A 15,708-nucleotide genomic window follows, 5' to 3' on the forward strand; every position below is an offset into this window, starting at 1 on the left:
TCAGTTGACCACTTCCGGATCGGTTCTATATTCACTAACAATAAACCCTAGAGGATTTATCAAACGGTTTTGGACAGAGATAGGGGCATTGATGTATTCAAAGGTAAGTGTTGCAACCCAGTGGGTGATGAATTCTTTGTTGTTGTCGTTGTCGTGAATGGTTCTGTAGTAACGCACTTGGGCAACATCGTCATTGATAAAGGAGATTGATTTTATTGTTATTGTAACAGCGGCGTGTTTATAGAGAATTTGAGGACTTTGGGGATTTCTTGCTCCATACCAGCTGGCAAATCTTTCCTGTTCTTCTGAAGAAGAGAGGAGGGAGACGGTTTGGAAGTTGTGTTGTGTTTCTTCTGTGGTGAAGCCTTCACGGGAGCGGACATATTTTGCAGCAAAGTAGCGTGTGATTGCTTCATCGACATTGGTGGGACCTTCTTTTAAGGCTTCCACAACTTCGGTGATGCCGGTTGAATTGTCCACACGGATGACAAAAGGTTCCACGGTTTTAAGGGGTGTGAGGGTGATGACTGCGAGAGAAGACATTATTGCAACAGCAACCGCGATGCCGGCAATGGCAAGAGAGACGCGGGTGGTGCGGCGTGAGGCGAGCATGCGATCTTGATCAAACGAGCGCGCTTCAGCAATGTATTGTTCTATATCTTTTTCTTTCATGCTTTTTGCCCGCAATTTTTGTAAGATTTGATTTCTTCATCCGTTAATTTTTGTGCCAGAAGCGTTTCCAGCTTGCCTTCTTTTAGGGATGAAGGGGTGTTGTTACTGATGATAATGGGTGTGGGCGTGGGTTTTTTTCCTTCCCAATTCCACATTGATCTGTTGAGTGGACGTTTAGAATATCCATCACACTTTGGGAGTGACTTCAGTGTGTTTGGTGAAGACACACAGCCACTGAGAAAGAGAAATGGTAAGATAATCCCAATTTTTTTAAATTCCCGCATTTGAACTTAGACCTTTGCTAATAGTGATGCTAGTTTTTTATTTTAATAGTGATGCTAGTTTTTTAACGCCCTTTGCTATCGTGTTGGCTGTTGCTTTAGCAGCTTTACCTGTTAGTTGAGCCGTTGCTTTAGCGACTGGTCCTGATCCTGTAAGAGAAGCCCCCCCAGAGGCTAAAGCTGATGCGATATCAGGGAGTCTGAGGAAAAGGTGAATACCACCAAGACCAACAACCAAGAATTGAATTAAAGTAGTGATGATATCTTCAATACCTCTTGAAAAAATTTTCATTGAAATGTTGACATATAAGCCACCAAGCAGCACGACTAACACATATAAAATGATGAAGTTTGCAACTTGCCCTAACCATGCTTCTGTGAATTTTCTGGTTGAGGAAAACATATAGAGGCTTATGAAGAGTGGTCCTATTGATATGACAAGAAACAAACCCAATTTAGCAAATAATGAAACAACAAAACCGACTAGACAAAAAAAGATAGCAGCAACTAGGCAGATAAAACCAGCAATCCATGTCGCAATAAACTTCCCCATTTGAGTCAGACCTGTGTACTGGTTTGCTGCGTCCAAAACCTGTGCTCCAGCTTTGTTTATCATATTGTCCCATACATTTCGATCCACATGTGCTCCTTGTGTGACATTTGAAATGGCATTCGGCAGATCATGGAAAAATATACCACTGACCCACTCATTATAAAGAGCAGCGTTTGTGGCAAGTGAAACAACGATGCTGAGTTTGAAAGTTGTCACTATAAATTCCCATAAGGGCATGGAAGAACGCCCATAGATGATATTGTACCCTATAAATATAATGTAAATGGTACAAGACAGCTTAAGCGGAGCACCTAAAGACGATGAAAGATTGGAAATGACGTCATTCATCGTTTTTGTAAGGGGCTCCATCAACATATTGTCGATATAAGAAAATATGCCTTTGCTTTCTACTGCCATTGAGATGCTCCGCTCTTCATTGTGTCTTAATGGTTATTTTGTTGTTCTTCTGCCGTGCGCTCTTTTGCTCTTCGTTCTTCCTCAGCACGTCGCTTTGCTTCTTGTTCAGCTAATTTTTTTTTAGTGTTAGCTTCCATTTTTTTTAGTCTGGCTCTCATTTCAGCTATATCTTCTTCTTCTCTTTTACGATTTTCTTCTGCAATTTTACGACTTCTTTCTGCTGCTTGTGCCTGACGTTCCTTATCAAGTTCTAAAAATGCTAACCGCATGTTTTCACAATTCTTTGAAGTTCCTGCAAATCCACATCTAGCATCCCACTCTAGGCGTAATTTTTCATCTTTTTTAAATTCAGCGACGCTATAGGTTTTTTCACAGCCAGCAGCGATAATTCCAGTGCCAAGTAGCAATGTTGTTATGAGAACTTTATTCATCAATATTTCCCCTTTTTCCTTTCAGTTTTACAAGTTTTGAGCACAATCTTTAGATTCTGCTGTGTTCTGGTTTTTATAACCAGTGATGATAAATCTAGGGCAGAGACATAATCTTGCCATAAATCTATTGTATAGTCTGTAAGGTTCTTTAAGTTGAGCAGCTAAAGCGCAATAGCGATGTGTAATGGCGCTATCCATTGTTTTTGTAAGGGAATGCATTACAGTATTATCTATCCAAGTGAATATGCCTTTGCTTTCTACTGCCATTTAGATGCTCCGCTTTTCATTATGTCTTAATGGTTATTTTGTTGTTCTTCTGCCGCGCGCTCTTTTGCTCTTCGTTCTTCTTCAGCGCGTGTTTCTGCTCTTTGTTTTTCGAGTATTTTTTGAGTCTCTGCTCTCATTTTTTCAATCCAAGCTTTTTGTTCAGCCATAAATTCTTCATATCTTTTGCGATCGTTCTCTTCCGCTTGACGCTCTCTTTCTTCTGCTTGTGCTTCATATTCTTTTTCAAGTTCTAAAAATGCTAACCGCATGTTTTCACAATTCTTTGAAGTTCCTGCAAATCCACATCTAGCATCCCACTCTAGGCGTAATTTTTCATCTTTTTTAAATTCAGCGACGCTATAGGTTTTTTCACAGCCAGCAGCGATAATTCCAGTGCCAAGTAGCAATGTTGTTATGAGAACTTTATTCATCAATATTTCCCCTTTTTCCTTTCAGTTTTACAAGTTTTGAGCACAATCTTTAGATTCTGCTGTGTTCTGGTTTTTATAACCAGTGATGATAAATCTAGGGCAGAGACATAATCTTGCCATAAATCTATTGTATAGTCTGTAAGGTTCTTTAAGTTGAGCAGCTAAAGCGCAATAGCGATGTGTAATGGCGCTATCCATTGTTTTTGTAAGGGAATGCATTACAGTATTATCTATCCAAGTGAATATGCCTTTGCTTTCTACTGCCATTGAGATGCTCCGCTCTTCATTATGTCTTAATGGTTATTTTGTTTTTTTTCAGCGCGCTCTTTTGCTTCTTGTTCTTCCTCAGCACGCTCTTTCGCTTCTTGTTCAGCTAATTTTTTTTTAGTATTAGCTTCCATTTTTTCAATCCAAGCTTTTTGTTCAGCTTGAAACTTTTCATCTATTTTGCGATTTTCTTCTTCAATTTTACGGCTTCTTTCTGCTGCTTTTGCTTCATATTCTTTCTGAAGTTCTAAAAATGCTAACCGCATGTTTTCACAATTTTTTGAAGTTCCTGCAAATCCACATTTAGCATCCCACTCTAAGCGTAATTTTTCATCTTTTTTAAATTCTGCTACGCTATAGGTTTTTTCACATCCAGCAGCGATAATTCCAGTGCCAAGTAGCAATGTTGTTATGAGAACTTTATTCATCAATATTTCCCCTTTTTCCTTTCAGTTTTACAAGTTTTGAGCACAATCTTTAGATTCTGCTGTGTTCTGGTTTTTATAACCAGTGATGATAAATCTAGGGCAGAGACATAATCTTGCCATAAATCTATTGTATAGTCTGTAAGGTTCTTTAAGTTGAGCAGCTAAAGCGCAATAGCGATGTGTAATGGCGCTATCCATTGTTTTTGTAATGGGGTTCATCAACATATTGTCTATCTTAGTGAATATGCCGTTGCTTTCTACTGCCATTGAGATGCTCCGCTCTTCATTATGTCTTAATGGTTATTTTGTTGTTCGGCTTTAGTGCGCTCTTCTGCTTCTCTCTTGGCTTGTTCTTTTGCTTTTTGTTCAGCTTTCCATTTTTCATGTTCAGCTTTTTGTTTAGCCATAAGTGCATCCATACCTTTCCTATACTCCTCTGCTGCTTTACGACGTCTTTCTGCTGCTTTTGCTTCATATTCTTTTTGAAGTTCTAAAAATGCTAACCGCATGTTTTCACAATTCTTTGAAGTTCCTGCGAATCCACATTTAGCATCCCACTCTAGGCGTAATTTTTCATCTTTTTTAAATTCTTCTACGCTGTAGGTTTTTTCACATCCAGCTGTGATGAGCCCAGTGCAAAGTAGCAATGTTGTTATGAGAACTTTATTCATGATTAATGACTGTCCTGTTGTTGTTTAGCGCGCTCTTTTGCTTCTTGTTCTTCTTCAGCACGTCGCTTTGCTTCTTGTTCGGCTCGGAATTTTTCATTCTCAGCTCTCATTTTTTCAATCCAAGCGTCTTGTTCAGCTTTAAATTTTTCATCTATTTTGCGATTTTCTTCTTCAACTTTTGCCTGACGTTCTTTCTCAAGTTCAGCGCCTGCTACTCTTAGGTTTTCACAATTTTTTGAAGTTCCTATCCCTCCACATCTCGTGACCCATTCATCAAATAATTTTGGATTTTTTTTAAATTCTGCTACGCTGTAGGTTTTTTCACATCCAGCTGTGATGAGCCCTGTGCAAAGTAGCAATGTTGTTATGAGAACTTTATTCATTATTTATTGTCCTGTTTCTTTTCAGATTCTTGTTTATCGTCATTTGTCGAGCCAAAGCCTCCCCATTTTTTACGGGTTTCAAGTTCAGCTTGCTCTGCATTTTTACAATTTTTCGAATTCAAATCCCCTGACGTCAAACATTTCACTAATACTTCTTCCATCAGTTTTTTATTTTTTTTAAGTTCTTCTACGCTGTAGGTTTTTTCACATCCAGCTGTGATGAGCCCTGTGCAAAGTAGCAATGTTGTTATGATGATCTTGTTCATATTCAAGCCCCTCTTTTTTACTCTTTATTGACCACGCATTTTTTGGGCTAAAGCTTTGGTTCGTGCTTTAAATTCTTCTATTTCACGTCTTTCTGCCGCTTTTTCTTCTGCTTGTTGAATCATCGCGGCGGCTTGCATTTGAAGGACTTGTGTTTGCAGTTTTGCTTGTATTGCTTCTAGTTGTGCTTGAATGCCTTGAATTTTACCCGCATCTTCAGTACTTCCAAGTTCGTCAAGGAGCTTGGTAATGTTTTTTTGTGTTTCACTGGCTTCTTCGTAGACGTCTTGTCCTTTGGCTGCTTGTCCTACTACGCGCTGTTCGGCTTTTTTCACTTCTTGTGCGTAAAAAGCATCTACTGCCTCTTTTGAGTCTGCGCCCCCCGCGGGCTCTTTGTATTTAAGCTCTTCTTGCCATTTTTGCGTGTTTTTGCTGCCGCCGCCACCGCCACCACCACCGCCGCTGCCCATCGATTGTTGAAAATGGTTAAAGTCTGAAGGAAGGGCGCCACTGCTCCCTTGCTTGTTAAACATCTCTTTCAATCCCGAGATGTCAGGCTTGACATTTAGGGAGTTATATAATTGTTTCGCTTGATCGAGTTGGCTCTTTAATTGGTCAAGCTGTTGTTTGCCTTGTTGAATTTGTTCTTGCAACTTGTTAAGCTGTTGTTGGCCTTGTTGAACTTGTTTAATCATTTGTCCAAAAGCCTTGGGATCAAATACAATACCGCCAAAACCAAATGAATTGGTTGTTAAACCAAAAGAAATTGCGCAAAGAGCTGTTGCCAATAAAAGTTTTTTCATTGCTTTGACCTTTCTTGAAAAATAGGAAGCCATTTTTCTGGAGATTGTCCAACTTCATCCATAATGGTCTCTAGGAGTTCAATATTCTTGGTGGTGCCACTTAAAATGGCTATTTCATCATCAAAGCCGCGTAAATTCAGCTCTGCTACAACTGAACTTTGTCCTTGTTTGATGAGAAAACGCCGTGACTCACGGCTTAATTCTGATTGTATCAGGTTAAATTCTCTGTCCGATAATTTAAACCCTTCTACATAATCCCCATGATTGCCCTTTTGATTAGGAAAATAAATCTGTGTGGGGCATTGCTCTATAATGGTGTGGGCAATGGTCGAATTGATCGCATCTTTGGGAGATTGCGTTGCAAACAACATCAAACCATTTTGTTTACGGATAGTTTTCAGCCTGTCTTGCGCAAAGGCTTTAAAGGAATCATCCTCTAAGGCTTTCCAAAACTCATCAATGACAATGATAATACGACGTCCATCAATCAGAGACAAAATCCTATGAAAAAGATACATCATTAAGGGGGGACGAATTTCATTATTGTCTAAAAAATCCGTCATGTCATAACCAATAAATTTTGCATCAATGCCAATGTCGTCATCAGGATTGTCAAAAACCCACCCTAAGGCATTGCCTTTACACCATCTTTCTAAACGACCCGCTATCCCCTCCCTGTGCGTGGTGTCAAAAAACATTTGTAAGGCGGAGATCGTCCGTTGTTCTTTTGGCAACAAGGCAAGTTGGTCAACAGCCGCCGTGATATCTTGTCTTTCTGATTCACTGATCTTTTGATCTTCAGACGAAACAAGCTTTATAATCCATTGGCGTAAAAAAACTCTATCTGCTGGATTGTTATAGTCTAAGCCTTTTAGCGGTGCTATGCCTGTCGGTCTACCATTCTTCAAGGGCATATAAGTGCCGCCACCCGCTCTGACAAAAAGTTCTGCGCCCCGATCTTTATCAAAAAAGACCATATTGGGATCATGCTTTTGAAGCTGTGCTAAAAGAAAATTGACAATAACCGTTTTCCCAGAACCAGAGGGACCACAAACAAACGTATTGCCTAAATCTCCAAAGTGAAAGTTAAAATAAAACGGTGAACCAGCAGAGGTTTTCATCAAGGCTACCGCTGGTCCCCATACATTGCCATCTATTTTTCCAACCGGAAAAGAATGAAAAGGAGAAAGCGCTGCATAATTGCGGCTTGTTATTGCACCAGAGCGGGTGCGATAAGCATAATTGCCAGGCAATTGTGCCCACCAAGCTGCTGCTAACCCTAAGTCTTCCCGCGCAATCACAGCCCCACCATCTGTAAGACGAGAACGCGCTTTGGCAAGATTATCCGCTAACTCTTGCGGCGTATCAGCAAAAACTGCCAATGATAAATGATGTTCCCCTAAAACAAAACGATTGGATTCAAGATCATCAAGCGCATCATCCAGTTCCATAATTTGTGAACCTGCTCGATCTCCTGCATTGACCATTTGATTCTGTTTGCGCCCCATAATCTGTTTGGCAGCATTTTTGCTCTTGAAAATAAAAGATTGGGTGAAAATAAACTCAAAGGGAAGGGTGAGCAAACCATCCGCCATGCCTACCCTAGTTTTTGCTGGATATTCTTTCCAACCAAACATGCCCGCAAACCGCTGTGCCGCCTCATAGCGTATTTCTATGATCTCTTTCCCAAAAATGAGACGGTCTGAATAAACAGTTGAAGCTATCGTCCCCCATGTGAGAGGTATCCGTTCACGACGACCTCCCACCAATTGGTGGATAAACTCACTTTGCTGCGAATAAATATTACCTTCATGTTCATAAAGACTCAGTCTTTTTGCACCATAACGCTCTAAATTTTGAATAAGATCTGTGGTAATATCTTCAAGCTTGCGAATGGACTCTGCATCAACTTCTGTCTTTTCTTGCTTGGCTTTGCCTAAACGTTTGAAAAACTCCACTAATTTATCCGTTTGATCAACGTGTGGATTCCACAAAATAGAAAGATAAAGATCATTGCGATAAAGCTCCTGTGAAATCATCCGGTCGCGATATTTATCATCTAATTGCTTGGCAAATGCCGATCTGAAATTCCCATCCGGATAAATCGTTTCACGCTTTCTGATAATATGGCTATAAAGCGCTATCCGTTCATCCGCTATGTTTTTAAACAGATTATTGAGCTGTTCGTGAAGCACATTCAGATCAATAATATCTGCTGTCTCAAAGTTAATCCCTTCAAGTTTAATAACGCTCATGAGAGCGCGTGAATCCAGCGCAATGATGTGCTTGTTGACATGGCGCACATAAGGAATGATCGCCTCTGGTTGTTTTTCACGTTTGCGCTCTGTTCTATTCATTGTAATTCCTCATAATTACGAATTAATCGTAATGGAGAAATACTTCCCCCACCCCATAGACTCGAATTTCTGGCAAAAATACTTGTTTTTTGCCATGTCAGAAGAATACGAAATTTGTTATGGTCATGCTTTAGGATTTCCTTGAATATGAAATGCAGCATCACACCAAAGGTTAGAAGAAAAATATTGCCTGCCATAATGAACAATATCATTGTTCCTATCCCATTTAATCCCATAGCTTCCACTGTTACGCCCGCAATCATTGCAGGGCGCGTGCAAGCAAGAAATAACGTATCTTCTGTTAGCTTGTCATGCTCTTTCATGGCTTTGAAAGGCAAAGTTTAATGGGAAAACATTGATACGATTTGCGTTGCACCCATAACAATGCCGATGCCAACACAAACGAAAAAAGCTTTACGCATTTCAACATAACCAGCAATCCATGCAAGCCCAATACCAGCAACCGCAATGGTTGCAATTGATGTTGCAATTTTTCCTGTTAAAGCTTCAATTATTTTATCAAGAGCAGTTTCAATTTTTCCGAAGCCGCCATCAGCAAATGCTGGTTCACTCAGTGCCATGAAGGCAATAAACAGCATCAATGCTGCTGTTAACCATTTCTTTTGGGTGTTGGATAGAATAGTTTTTTGTAAGGTATGTTCATTAATGAACGAATTATTCATGTTTTTCATGAAAATTCCCCCGCTTTATGTTTAAGTTAATCACAAAATTAATATTCAAAATATTAATCGGGAATCATATAAATGAAAAAAATAAATTTTTCTATCGATAAATTAATAATATTTAATCTTTTATTATTTAATGAACAAAAAATATAGTAATATTCAAAATGATACTTTTAAAATATCTTCGAGCAGCGCCTAAATATATTTTCTTAATTTGTATTATTATTTTAGGATACTTTTATTTCAGTCAACATACTGAAAATATTATGCAATTTTCTCTTTTTGAAGGATCAGAAAAGACAATTGGAAACCCCGTTCAAAGTCCGAAGTCACAATTGATAGATTATGCAAACCAACAAGACGTAAATCAACAAAATGTGGTATTGCATCCAGAACCACTCGCATCACAATTTTATGAAGAAAATGTGCCGGTCTATTCCGGTGCTATACAGGTTACAAGTGGTGTGACCTTTAAAATGATCACGCTTGTAGATGATGGATGGAGAAAAAAGATTATCCGTGATATCCGATTATATGGTGTGGAAAGCTGTGAAATGAGGCAATTTGCCTCACGCAACGGAGTTAAGTGGCCTTGCGGTGCTTTTGTTACGGCTTGGCTTGTTTCAAAAACAATTGATAAAAAGGTTACTTGTCGGCAAGCACGTGTCGTTCAACAGGTTCATTATGCACAATGTTTTGTAGATGGGGTTGATCTGGCGCGGTTGGGGCTGGCAGAAGGGTTGATGGTGTTGACAAAAGATCAGCATCATTTTCCATCCCCCGCAGACTATAAAACTCTACAATCTGCTGCTCAAAAAGCACAAAACGGTTTATGGTCGAGCCAATTTCAACAACCAGAAGATTGGCGAAGAGATCATGGGAGCTATAATCCCATTGACCATAATTAATATTGACCATTATTAATAAAGCGTTCTCTCAAGCGCTATTTAAAAATCAAGACAATATTCTACTGCAAATCTTATCAGAAAAAAGTTAATGATAATCCACGCAGTCCTTGGTGGACAACGCTCGTTATGAAAATTTGTTGTGTTTAAAATATCCTTATAGGTTGTTTACTACAGTGCTATGGGAGAGCGCGTTTCCTTGGCTATACGTCATTTCGTTTTGCTTTTTAAATGAAAAGCTCTTCGCTTCTCAAACTCTTAATAATCGCACCCCAAAATCATGACATCAAACCTGCATTTAAATGAGAAGGCTAAAAGCCTTAAGTTTTAAAGGCCGGGAAATTCTGTAAAAGCGTATCGTTAGGCGCACGTGTGCCCCTTATCAATAACCAAAAGGCTTATCTTGTTCTTTTCTCACGCGGCTTTGAGATCATGATTAAAGAGAAAGCTTATAGGGGGATAAGTCAAAAGAAAGTGATGAAAATAATAAGGTATTTTAAGTGATATATATTTGAAAATATTATAAAAAAGACAAGAAAAGATAATAAATGGGTATTTTGTTATATAAATACTTAGCGTTAAGCGGATAGGTTATGAAAAGCCTTTCCAAAGTTTTTAAAACTGATTGTCTTCATACGTGTTAAAGTGTACAATGACGTTGTCGGGTGTGAGTTACACAAAATACTCTTTTAGTTAGAGATTGATAACTCACATTTTATTGTCGTAGGGTATTTTTTAAAATGCATGATCACGATCTGTAGAGGTTAATTCTTCATCAAAAAACTTTTTAGCTTGTTCTTCTTGTTGGGCTCTACGTTTTTCCTCTTCACTTTTACCACAACCTGTAATATTCAATCCTATAGTCAATAGAGCCAAGCATATTAAAATAAATTTTTTCATTTTTCCCCTCTTTAAAAATTATATGTATTAATCTCATCAATTATATCGGAATACAGATTTAATTATCGTGATCTTTTGTTTTTTATTAGTATTGTTAATGGAAAAATATGTGAACAGTTTATTGTAAATATCTTATAAGTTTATCATAATAAAAAATGAGAAGGAAAGAGCCAAAACCTAATATAAACGAACAAATTGTAATGTTTATTAGTGCTTTTGACCAACCTATTGATAATATTATAATAGGAATTGTAAACAATCCCACAAACCCTATTATCACTATAAGGCTTAGTATCAATCTTAAAGGACCACGAAGCCATAAAAGCAAAAGGACGAGCGCCTCTTTGCTTATTTGTGATTTTGACATTATTTTCCCCTCACGCGCTTAAATCAAGATGCTCCACAATATACACAGTACGATAAATGATATAAGTTATTTTGTTATAAAATCTTCAAGATCTGTTTGATGTTCAACGGATGAAATATCCGGTTTGGTAGAAGATGATTCTATTTGATATTCTTTCATAAAAGCAACTTTTTCTTCTTTGAATAACAGAATAGGATTCACCCAGTATTGATTAGGCAATTTTGGTTTCAAAATTCCTTTTTGTATAAGTTCTCTTAAACCGTTGTGAAAAGTTCTGTCGACCATATCGCGCTTTTTTCCATTTATACCCCCATCAAACCAAATTAAGGTAACGCTGCTGGGATCTTCGTTTGTTGATTTATTAGATCGATATTCTTCTAAAACTATTATCAAAGCACGATGTCCTGTACGAGATAAATTAAAAATTGCTTGAATGCCATCAGCAAATATTTCTATAAAATTTTCTTTATTTGTTTTTTCTGTGACGTGAATTATAGGTATGACCTCTATTTTATCAGTATCAGAATTGATAAATTTTTGTTGTGTAATGGACGTTTTTACAACTTTCTTATCTGTAAAAATTTCAGATTTTTTGAAAAAAGAATTTTCATACGGGGAATATTTTTGCTTTATAAATTCAAATCGATGACGTGACCTTTGGTTCTGAAAAAGGCTTATGAAAAAATAGAGAAAAGGTAAAACTGAAAATACCTTGCCTTCAAAAAACAATCAATTGCTTCAAATCAAACCAGAACTTTTAATGCAAGCTTTGCCTCATGTAGCTATGTTCATGAAACATGGGTTGCAATCTGAAAGAGAGTGTAGCGGTTCTATGGAATTTTTAGCAAAATGAAGGGGATTTTTTTCAGGTATTTGAAGAAGCTAAAGAGATTATGAGGAAAAAAATGTGCTTTCTTTTGTTATAAAAGAAAGCACACTGAGGGGGAATTTAGAGTGACAGTTTTACATATTTTACTTTGAAAAGCGGTCTTTTTTATCTTTTTTCCACAAAAAATAAGTTGCAAGTCCGAGAATGGGAACACTCAATTTGGCAAAAGGGAGATGTTGACCGAGAGCTGCAAGGCTGGAAACAGTCGCATCTGTCATGAGTTTGTGGCGTTGTTCTTCTGTCTTTTTTTGTTGGTCATAGCGTTGATAAGTTTTGAGAACGCGACTGATAATAAGACCTAATCCCGCAAGAGAAAGACAAATTAAAAACATGATACTGGCGGCAGCAAGAGGCTTCATAACAGAACATAACGCAATAAAACCGATGGTACATAAAAAAAGCAAAGACATGAAGAATGAAATGCTAATAAACCCATAGAAAATTGCTTGAAGGCGTACTTGCTTGACTGTGCTTTTAAGCCCTCCACCGACAAGATGGTTTAAAAGAGGAGCGATAAACTTATGCATTGCTTAACGACGTAGTAATTGAGAAAGAATAAAACCAACCCCTGCGGCAAACAAAACGCTTTTGCCAGGGTTTTTGCGAACGCATTGGTTCAGAGTTTGTTCAAGATCACTGATTTTGTCTTTTGCTTGAGACATCATGTCTTCACCACTTTCTTTCGCTGAGTGATATAGTTTTTCCGCTTTGTCTTTGGCGGCGTTGAATTTGTTTGCACCAAGATCTGTTAGGGTTGAGGTAATCCCTGAAATTTCAGTGCGTAACGTTTCTAATTGTCCTTGTAGGTCTTTTTCTACGGCTGATTTATCGTGCTGTGTTGTTTTATTATGGGCCATGGTATTTTTCCCTCTTGATTCATTGATATTTGTATTGGTGTGTTCATAGTGATCATTTGCATTGGAGTGAAAATTTTCACTGCTTGAGTAACGCCAAAAGCTTTTTTTGGTTCCTTTCATTTTGTTGAATTTAAAACTGTTTTTGATAAAATAAATCTTTCCTATACGATATGCTTTGTCTGTAAAGGGTCGCATCTGTTGAGAATTGCCTTATATGCTTTTATGCTTTTGCAGGAATTTAGCACCATTCTTCAGTTTCTCGTGGCGCAGTTTTTTTTATAAAAGTTTTTTAAAAAGCGTGTTGAGGTTTATTTTTTAAGCTTGTGACAGGTAAAAAACATCGTTGTTGCGATTTTGCGGCAGAAGTACTGTCATTTTTATACTTTTGCAGCAAAGAAAAAGAAAATAATATTGCGGTTCTTTGCTCTCTATGTATTTGGGGGCAACATGCGCTCCCCATGATACTTTTGGTCAGTTTAAGATATTGCGATAGTTCTTTTTTAAAAACGTAAGGTATATTTTTATTTTAGGATAGGAGAGGTACTTTAGTGCACTGGTTGTTAGAGAAGTGCATATCCTTTTCTCCGAGGATTTTATGATATTTTTGCTGCTTGTTTCATGTAAGCAAATATTTTGTTGGCTTTAAAAGAGCTGCTGAAATGAGAAAAGCTTTGCGATATGAGAGATTTATTTAACAGGAACGATGATAAATTATTCTTATAAATTAAAATATTATATGCGATACTTCTTGTAAATTTATCATTTTGCCTAATTTATGCAATAAATTGATTGGGTAAGATAAACTTGTTGAATTGTTAGAGAAAAATTTCTTGAGTAATTTCTTTAGAATTAAGAGAGAGCTTATGAAATAAAACTATACTTGATTTATCAAGTTTTCTTTCTTAAGAGGAATACAAAAGCGACGTTAAAAGGGTAGTGGCATTGTGGAACAGTGATGCTATGCGGGGTGACGATCCAGCTCATAAATAAAGATAAGAGCACAAGAATGTGAGATAAAAATGGAATCTGAAACAGTCCCTTTAGATAAAACAGTCCCTTTAGATAATATGTCTTCTGTATTGACAGTGCATGATTTTTCTCCTTTTTCTATGTTTATGGCTGCTGATTGGGTGGTGAAAGCCGTTATCATTATTTTGTTACTTGCTTCACTTATGTCTTGGACAATTGCTTTTGTGAAAATTGTTGAGATCACTTTGGTAAAACGAAGAGTACGTCATGAACTTCAATTGGTTCTAAATGCTCAGACTCTTACGCGTTTGGCAGCTAGTTTGAAAGAAAGCAAAGGAGCTGGTGTGTTTTTTCTCAAAGAAGTTCTTAAAGAGGTTTATCTTTCTGCACAACAGGTTCATTTTTCTGCTCCTGAAGGGATAAACGAAAGCTCTGGTGAAAAAAACAGTACAGGGGAAAATGCACAAACGATTGAAGATATTCTCTTTTATGAGGAGAGCAATCAATATGAAGATGTTTCCCGCGATGTTCGCGATGCTAAGGCTCGTGATGTTCATGAAGGTTTAAAAGAAAGGGTTCATTCACTTTTGTCACGCTGCTTGCTGGCTGCTACACGCCGTGTTGCATGTGGAAGCGCTGTTCTTGCAACTATTGGTGCAATTGCTCCTTTTGTTGGTCTTTTTGCAACTGTTTGGGGAATTATGAATTCTTTTATTGGGATTGCTCAGTCTCAAACAACGCGACTTGATGTGGTGGCGCCTGGAATTGCTGAAGCCTTATTCGCAACGGCTGTTGGGCTTTTTGTGGCTATTCCCGCCGTTGTTATGTATAATAGCCTTATGCGTGCTTTGAGTGGTTATCGCAGTGATTTAGGCGATATCGCTGCTGCTCTTGAAAGGCTCTTGAGCCGTGAACTTGATAGACAAAGACAACAGAAAAGTCATAAAAAATGAAAGCAAGCCTTAATAATGATTGGGATATAGACGAGAGTGGGTTGCAAAGCGAAATCAATGTAACCCCTTTTATTGATGTTGTATTGGTGTTGCTTATTGTTTTTATGGTTGCTGCGCCTTTGGCAACATCTGCCATTTCCGTTCAGCTTCCTTCTATAACTCAAGCACCTTCAGTGGTTCAGTCTGATGAACCTCTTTATGTTACGTTGCAAAAAGATCGTTCTCTTTACATTGGTGATCATCTTGTAGAACAAGCAGCTTTGAGAGAAGCTTTGTTGAGGGAAACTACGCAAAATTTAGAGGCAAAAATTTTAATCAAAGCGGATAGCGAAATTGATTATGGTACTGTCATCGATTTATTAAATCAAATACGCATGGCTGGATATCATAAAATCGGTCTTGTAGGATTGCAAAACTCTACCAATCTTGTTTCAAGAGGTGAGATCAATAATAAAACAACAGGGGTAGCGGACGCTGCTGTCGATGGAGCGGGTGGTAACGTTGTGGGGCATGTGGATGCTGTAACAACGAGCACTGCGGGAAACGCTAATATTCCAGCCGATGTCTCTGATAAGTGATAAAAAACAGCCTTTGTTGCAGGAAGCAAAGCATATTACTCAAAGTCGTAGAGTGAAATTGATGAGGGTTCCGTGGATTTATTAAACCAAATACGCATGGGTTTGATATTATGCAGGGGGTTCATATATTGAATCGGTTTTTTTAGGATTAAGCTCTACTCATTTTGCCGCAAGAGGTGCGATCAAGAAAACAGCAGAGGCGATTGTTGTGTATCTTAATACATCTTAAAGCCTTTTTTGCGGCGGTGTTCATAAATGGTATATAAAAAGCAAGTAAAATAAAATAGTTATGTCTAATATGGGGGAATAGGTGAATCTTGATTCTATTGAGTTTTTTTGCCTCTATCCCTCATCTTTTTGAAGCTTTTTTATCGCCTCT

The 15,708-nt window shown here is 37.9% G+C and carries 23 protein-coding genes; 3 read left to right on the forward strand and 20 right to left on the reverse strand.

All coding sequences use genetic code 11. From position 1 onward, the window contains the following. From ACFIQC_RS05810 to ACFIQC_RS05885, 16 genes are read right to left on the reverse strand one after another with little or no spacing between them, the layout of a single operon-like run. The gene (locus tag ACFIQC_RS05810; protein WP_375620969.1) at positions 1-672 is read right to left on the reverse strand and encodes a virB8 family protein; all 672 of its coding nucleotides are present in this window, start codon (positions 670-672) and stop codon (positions 1-3) included. After that, positions 669-956: a type IV secretion protein VblB7 gene (locus ACFIQC_RS05815; protein ID WP_375673599.1), complete on the reverse strand. Its 288-nt coding sequence runs from the start codon at positions 954-956 to the stop codon at positions 669-671. Before ACFIQC_RS05815 ends, ACFIQC_RS05810 begins: the two co-directional genes overlap by 4 nt. Before the next feature lie 37 nt (positions 957-993). Next, a complete protein-coding gene (locus ACFIQC_RS05820) occupies positions 994-1,923 on the reverse strand; it encodes a type IV secretion system protein (protein WP_375706858.1) in 930 nt (309 codons plus the stop codon). 26 nt (positions 1,924-1,949) lie between these two features. Next, positions 1,950-2,354, reverse strand: coding sequence for an EexN family lipoprotein (locus ACFIQC_RS05825; RefSeq protein WP_375706859.1), 405 nt, complete (start codon positions 2,352-2,354; stop codon positions 1,950-1,952). Positions 2,355-2,381: 27 nt separating this feature from the next. Beyond that, complete coding sequence (locus ACFIQC_RS05830) at positions 2,382-2,621, reverse strand: hypothetical protein (RefSeq protein WP_375706860.1); 240 nt, start codon at positions 2,619-2,621, stop codon at positions 2,382-2,384. Positions 2,622-2,647: 26 nt separating this feature from the next. Further along, a complete protein-coding gene (locus tag ACFIQC_RS05835) occupies positions 2,648-3,052 on the reverse strand; it encodes an EexN family lipoprotein (RefSeq protein ID WP_375706861.1) in 405 nt (134 codons plus the stop codon). Positions 3,053-3,079: 27 nt separating this feature from the next. Beyond that, positions 3,080-3,319, reverse strand: coding sequence for a hypothetical protein (locus ACFIQC_RS05840; protein ID WP_375706860.1), 240 nt, complete (start codon positions 3,317-3,319; stop codon positions 3,080-3,082). 26 nt (positions 3,320-3,345) lie between these two features. After that, positions 3,346-3,747: an EexN family lipoprotein gene (locus ACFIQC_RS05845; protein ID WP_375702830.1), complete on the reverse strand. Its 402-nt coding sequence runs from the start codon at positions 3,745-3,747 to the stop codon at positions 3,346-3,348. Between the two features lie 27 nt (positions 3,748-3,774). After that, positions 3,775-4,014 (reverse strand): hypothetical protein, encoded by a 240-nt coding sequence (locus tag ACFIQC_RS05850; protein WP_375706862.1) that lies wholly within the window; start codon positions 4,012-4,014, stop codon positions 3,775-3,777. A gap of 26 nt (positions 4,015-4,040) precedes the next feature. After that, the gene (locus tag ACFIQC_RS05855) at positions 4,041-4,418 is read right to left on the reverse strand and encodes an EexN family lipoprotein (RefSeq protein WP_375706863.1); all 378 of its coding nucleotides are present in this window, start codon (positions 4,416-4,418) and stop codon (positions 4,041-4,043) included. Positions 4,419-4,420: 2 nt separating this feature from the next. Then, positions 4,421-4,801 (reverse strand): EexN family lipoprotein, encoded by a 381-nt coding sequence (locus ACFIQC_RS05860; RefSeq protein ID WP_375631994.1) that lies wholly within the window; start codon positions 4,799-4,801, stop codon positions 4,421-4,423. Next, positions 4,801-5,067, reverse strand: a complete 267-nt coding sequence (locus tag ACFIQC_RS05865; RefSeq protein WP_375613235.1) for an EexN family lipoprotein — start codon at positions 5,065-5,067, stop codon at positions 4,801-4,803. Before ACFIQC_RS05865 ends, ACFIQC_RS05860 begins: the two co-directional genes overlap by 1 nt. 24 nt (positions 5,068-5,091) lie before the next feature. Beyond that, on the reverse strand, positions 5,092-5,868 hold the full coding sequence (locus ACFIQC_RS05870; RefSeq protein WP_375706864.1) for a type IV secretion system protein: 777 nt from the start codon (positions 5,866-5,868) through the stop codon (positions 5,092-5,094). Continuing rightward, positions 5,865-8,225 (reverse strand): VirB4 family type IV secretion/conjugal transfer ATPase, encoded by a 2,361-nt coding sequence (locus ACFIQC_RS05875; protein ID WP_375706865.1) that lies wholly within the window; start codon positions 8,223-8,225, stop codon positions 5,865-5,867. Before ACFIQC_RS05875 ends, ACFIQC_RS05870 begins: the two co-directional genes overlap by 4 nt. Next, on the reverse strand, positions 8,222-8,548 hold the full coding sequence (locus ACFIQC_RS05880; RefSeq protein WP_273790924.1) for a type IV secretion system protein VirB3: 327 nt from the start codon (positions 8,546-8,548) through the stop codon (positions 8,222-8,224). Before ACFIQC_RS05880 ends, ACFIQC_RS05875 begins: the two co-directional genes overlap by 4 nt. An 18-nt stretch (positions 8,549-8,566) precedes the next feature. Further along, positions 8,567-8,917, reverse strand: a complete 351-nt coding sequence (locus ACFIQC_RS05885) for a TrbC/VirB2 family protein (protein WP_375613238.1) — start codon at positions 8,915-8,917, stop codon at positions 8,567-8,569. Positions 8,918-9,075: 158 nt separating this feature from the next. Here ACFIQC_RS05885 and ACFIQC_RS05890 point away from each other — a divergent pair, with 158 nt between their 5' ends. Next, on the forward strand, positions 9,076-9,819 hold the full coding sequence (locus ACFIQC_RS05890; protein ID WP_375621775.1) for a nuclease: 744 nt from the start codon (positions 9,076-9,078) through the stop codon (positions 9,817-9,819). Positions 9,820-10,551: 732 nt separating this feature from the next. Here ACFIQC_RS05890 and ACFIQC_RS05895 read toward each other — a convergent pair. From ACFIQC_RS05895 to ACFIQC_RS05910, 4 genes are all read right to left on the reverse strand, one after another. Continuing rightward, positions 10,552-10,716, reverse strand: a complete 165-nt coding sequence (locus ACFIQC_RS05895; RefSeq protein WP_375610246.1) for a hypothetical protein — start codon at positions 10,714-10,716, stop codon at positions 10,552-10,554. 433 nt (positions 10,717-11,149) lie between these two features. Then, on the reverse strand, positions 11,150-11,812 hold the full coding sequence (locus ACFIQC_RS05900; protein WP_375706866.1) for a hypothetical protein: 663 nt from the start codon (positions 11,810-11,812) through the stop codon (positions 11,150-11,152). A gap of 243 nt (positions 11,813-12,055) precedes the next feature. After that, a complete protein-coding gene (locus ACFIQC_RS05905; protein ID WP_375621591.1) occupies positions 12,056-12,499 on the reverse strand; it encodes a hypothetical protein in 444 nt (147 codons plus the stop codon). 3 nt (positions 12,500-12,502) lie between these two features. Beyond that, entirely contained in the window at positions 12,503-12,829 is a 327-nt protein-coding gene (locus ACFIQC_RS05910) for a YqjD family protein (RefSeq protein WP_375622672.1), read from the reverse strand. A 1,019-nt stretch (positions 12,830-13,848) separates the two neighbouring features. Here ACFIQC_RS05910 and ACFIQC_RS05915 point away from each other — a divergent pair. Then, positions 13,849-14,751, forward strand: a complete 903-nt coding sequence (locus ACFIQC_RS05915; protein WP_375706867.1) for a MotA/TolQ/ExbB proton channel family protein — start codon at positions 13,849-13,851, stop codon at positions 14,749-14,751. Continuing rightward, entirely contained in the window at positions 14,748-15,329 is a 582-nt protein-coding gene (locus ACFIQC_RS05920) for a biopolymer transporter ExbD (protein WP_375706868.1), read from the forward strand. Before ACFIQC_RS05915 ends, ACFIQC_RS05920 begins: the two co-directional genes overlap by 4 nt. Positions 15,330-15,708: the final 379 nt, after the last annotated feature.

The organism is Bartonella sp. AA126HLJHH (genome assembly GCF_042197425.1).
GTDB lineage: Bacteria > Pseudomonadota > Alphaproteobacteria > Rhizobiales > Rhizobiaceae > Bartonella.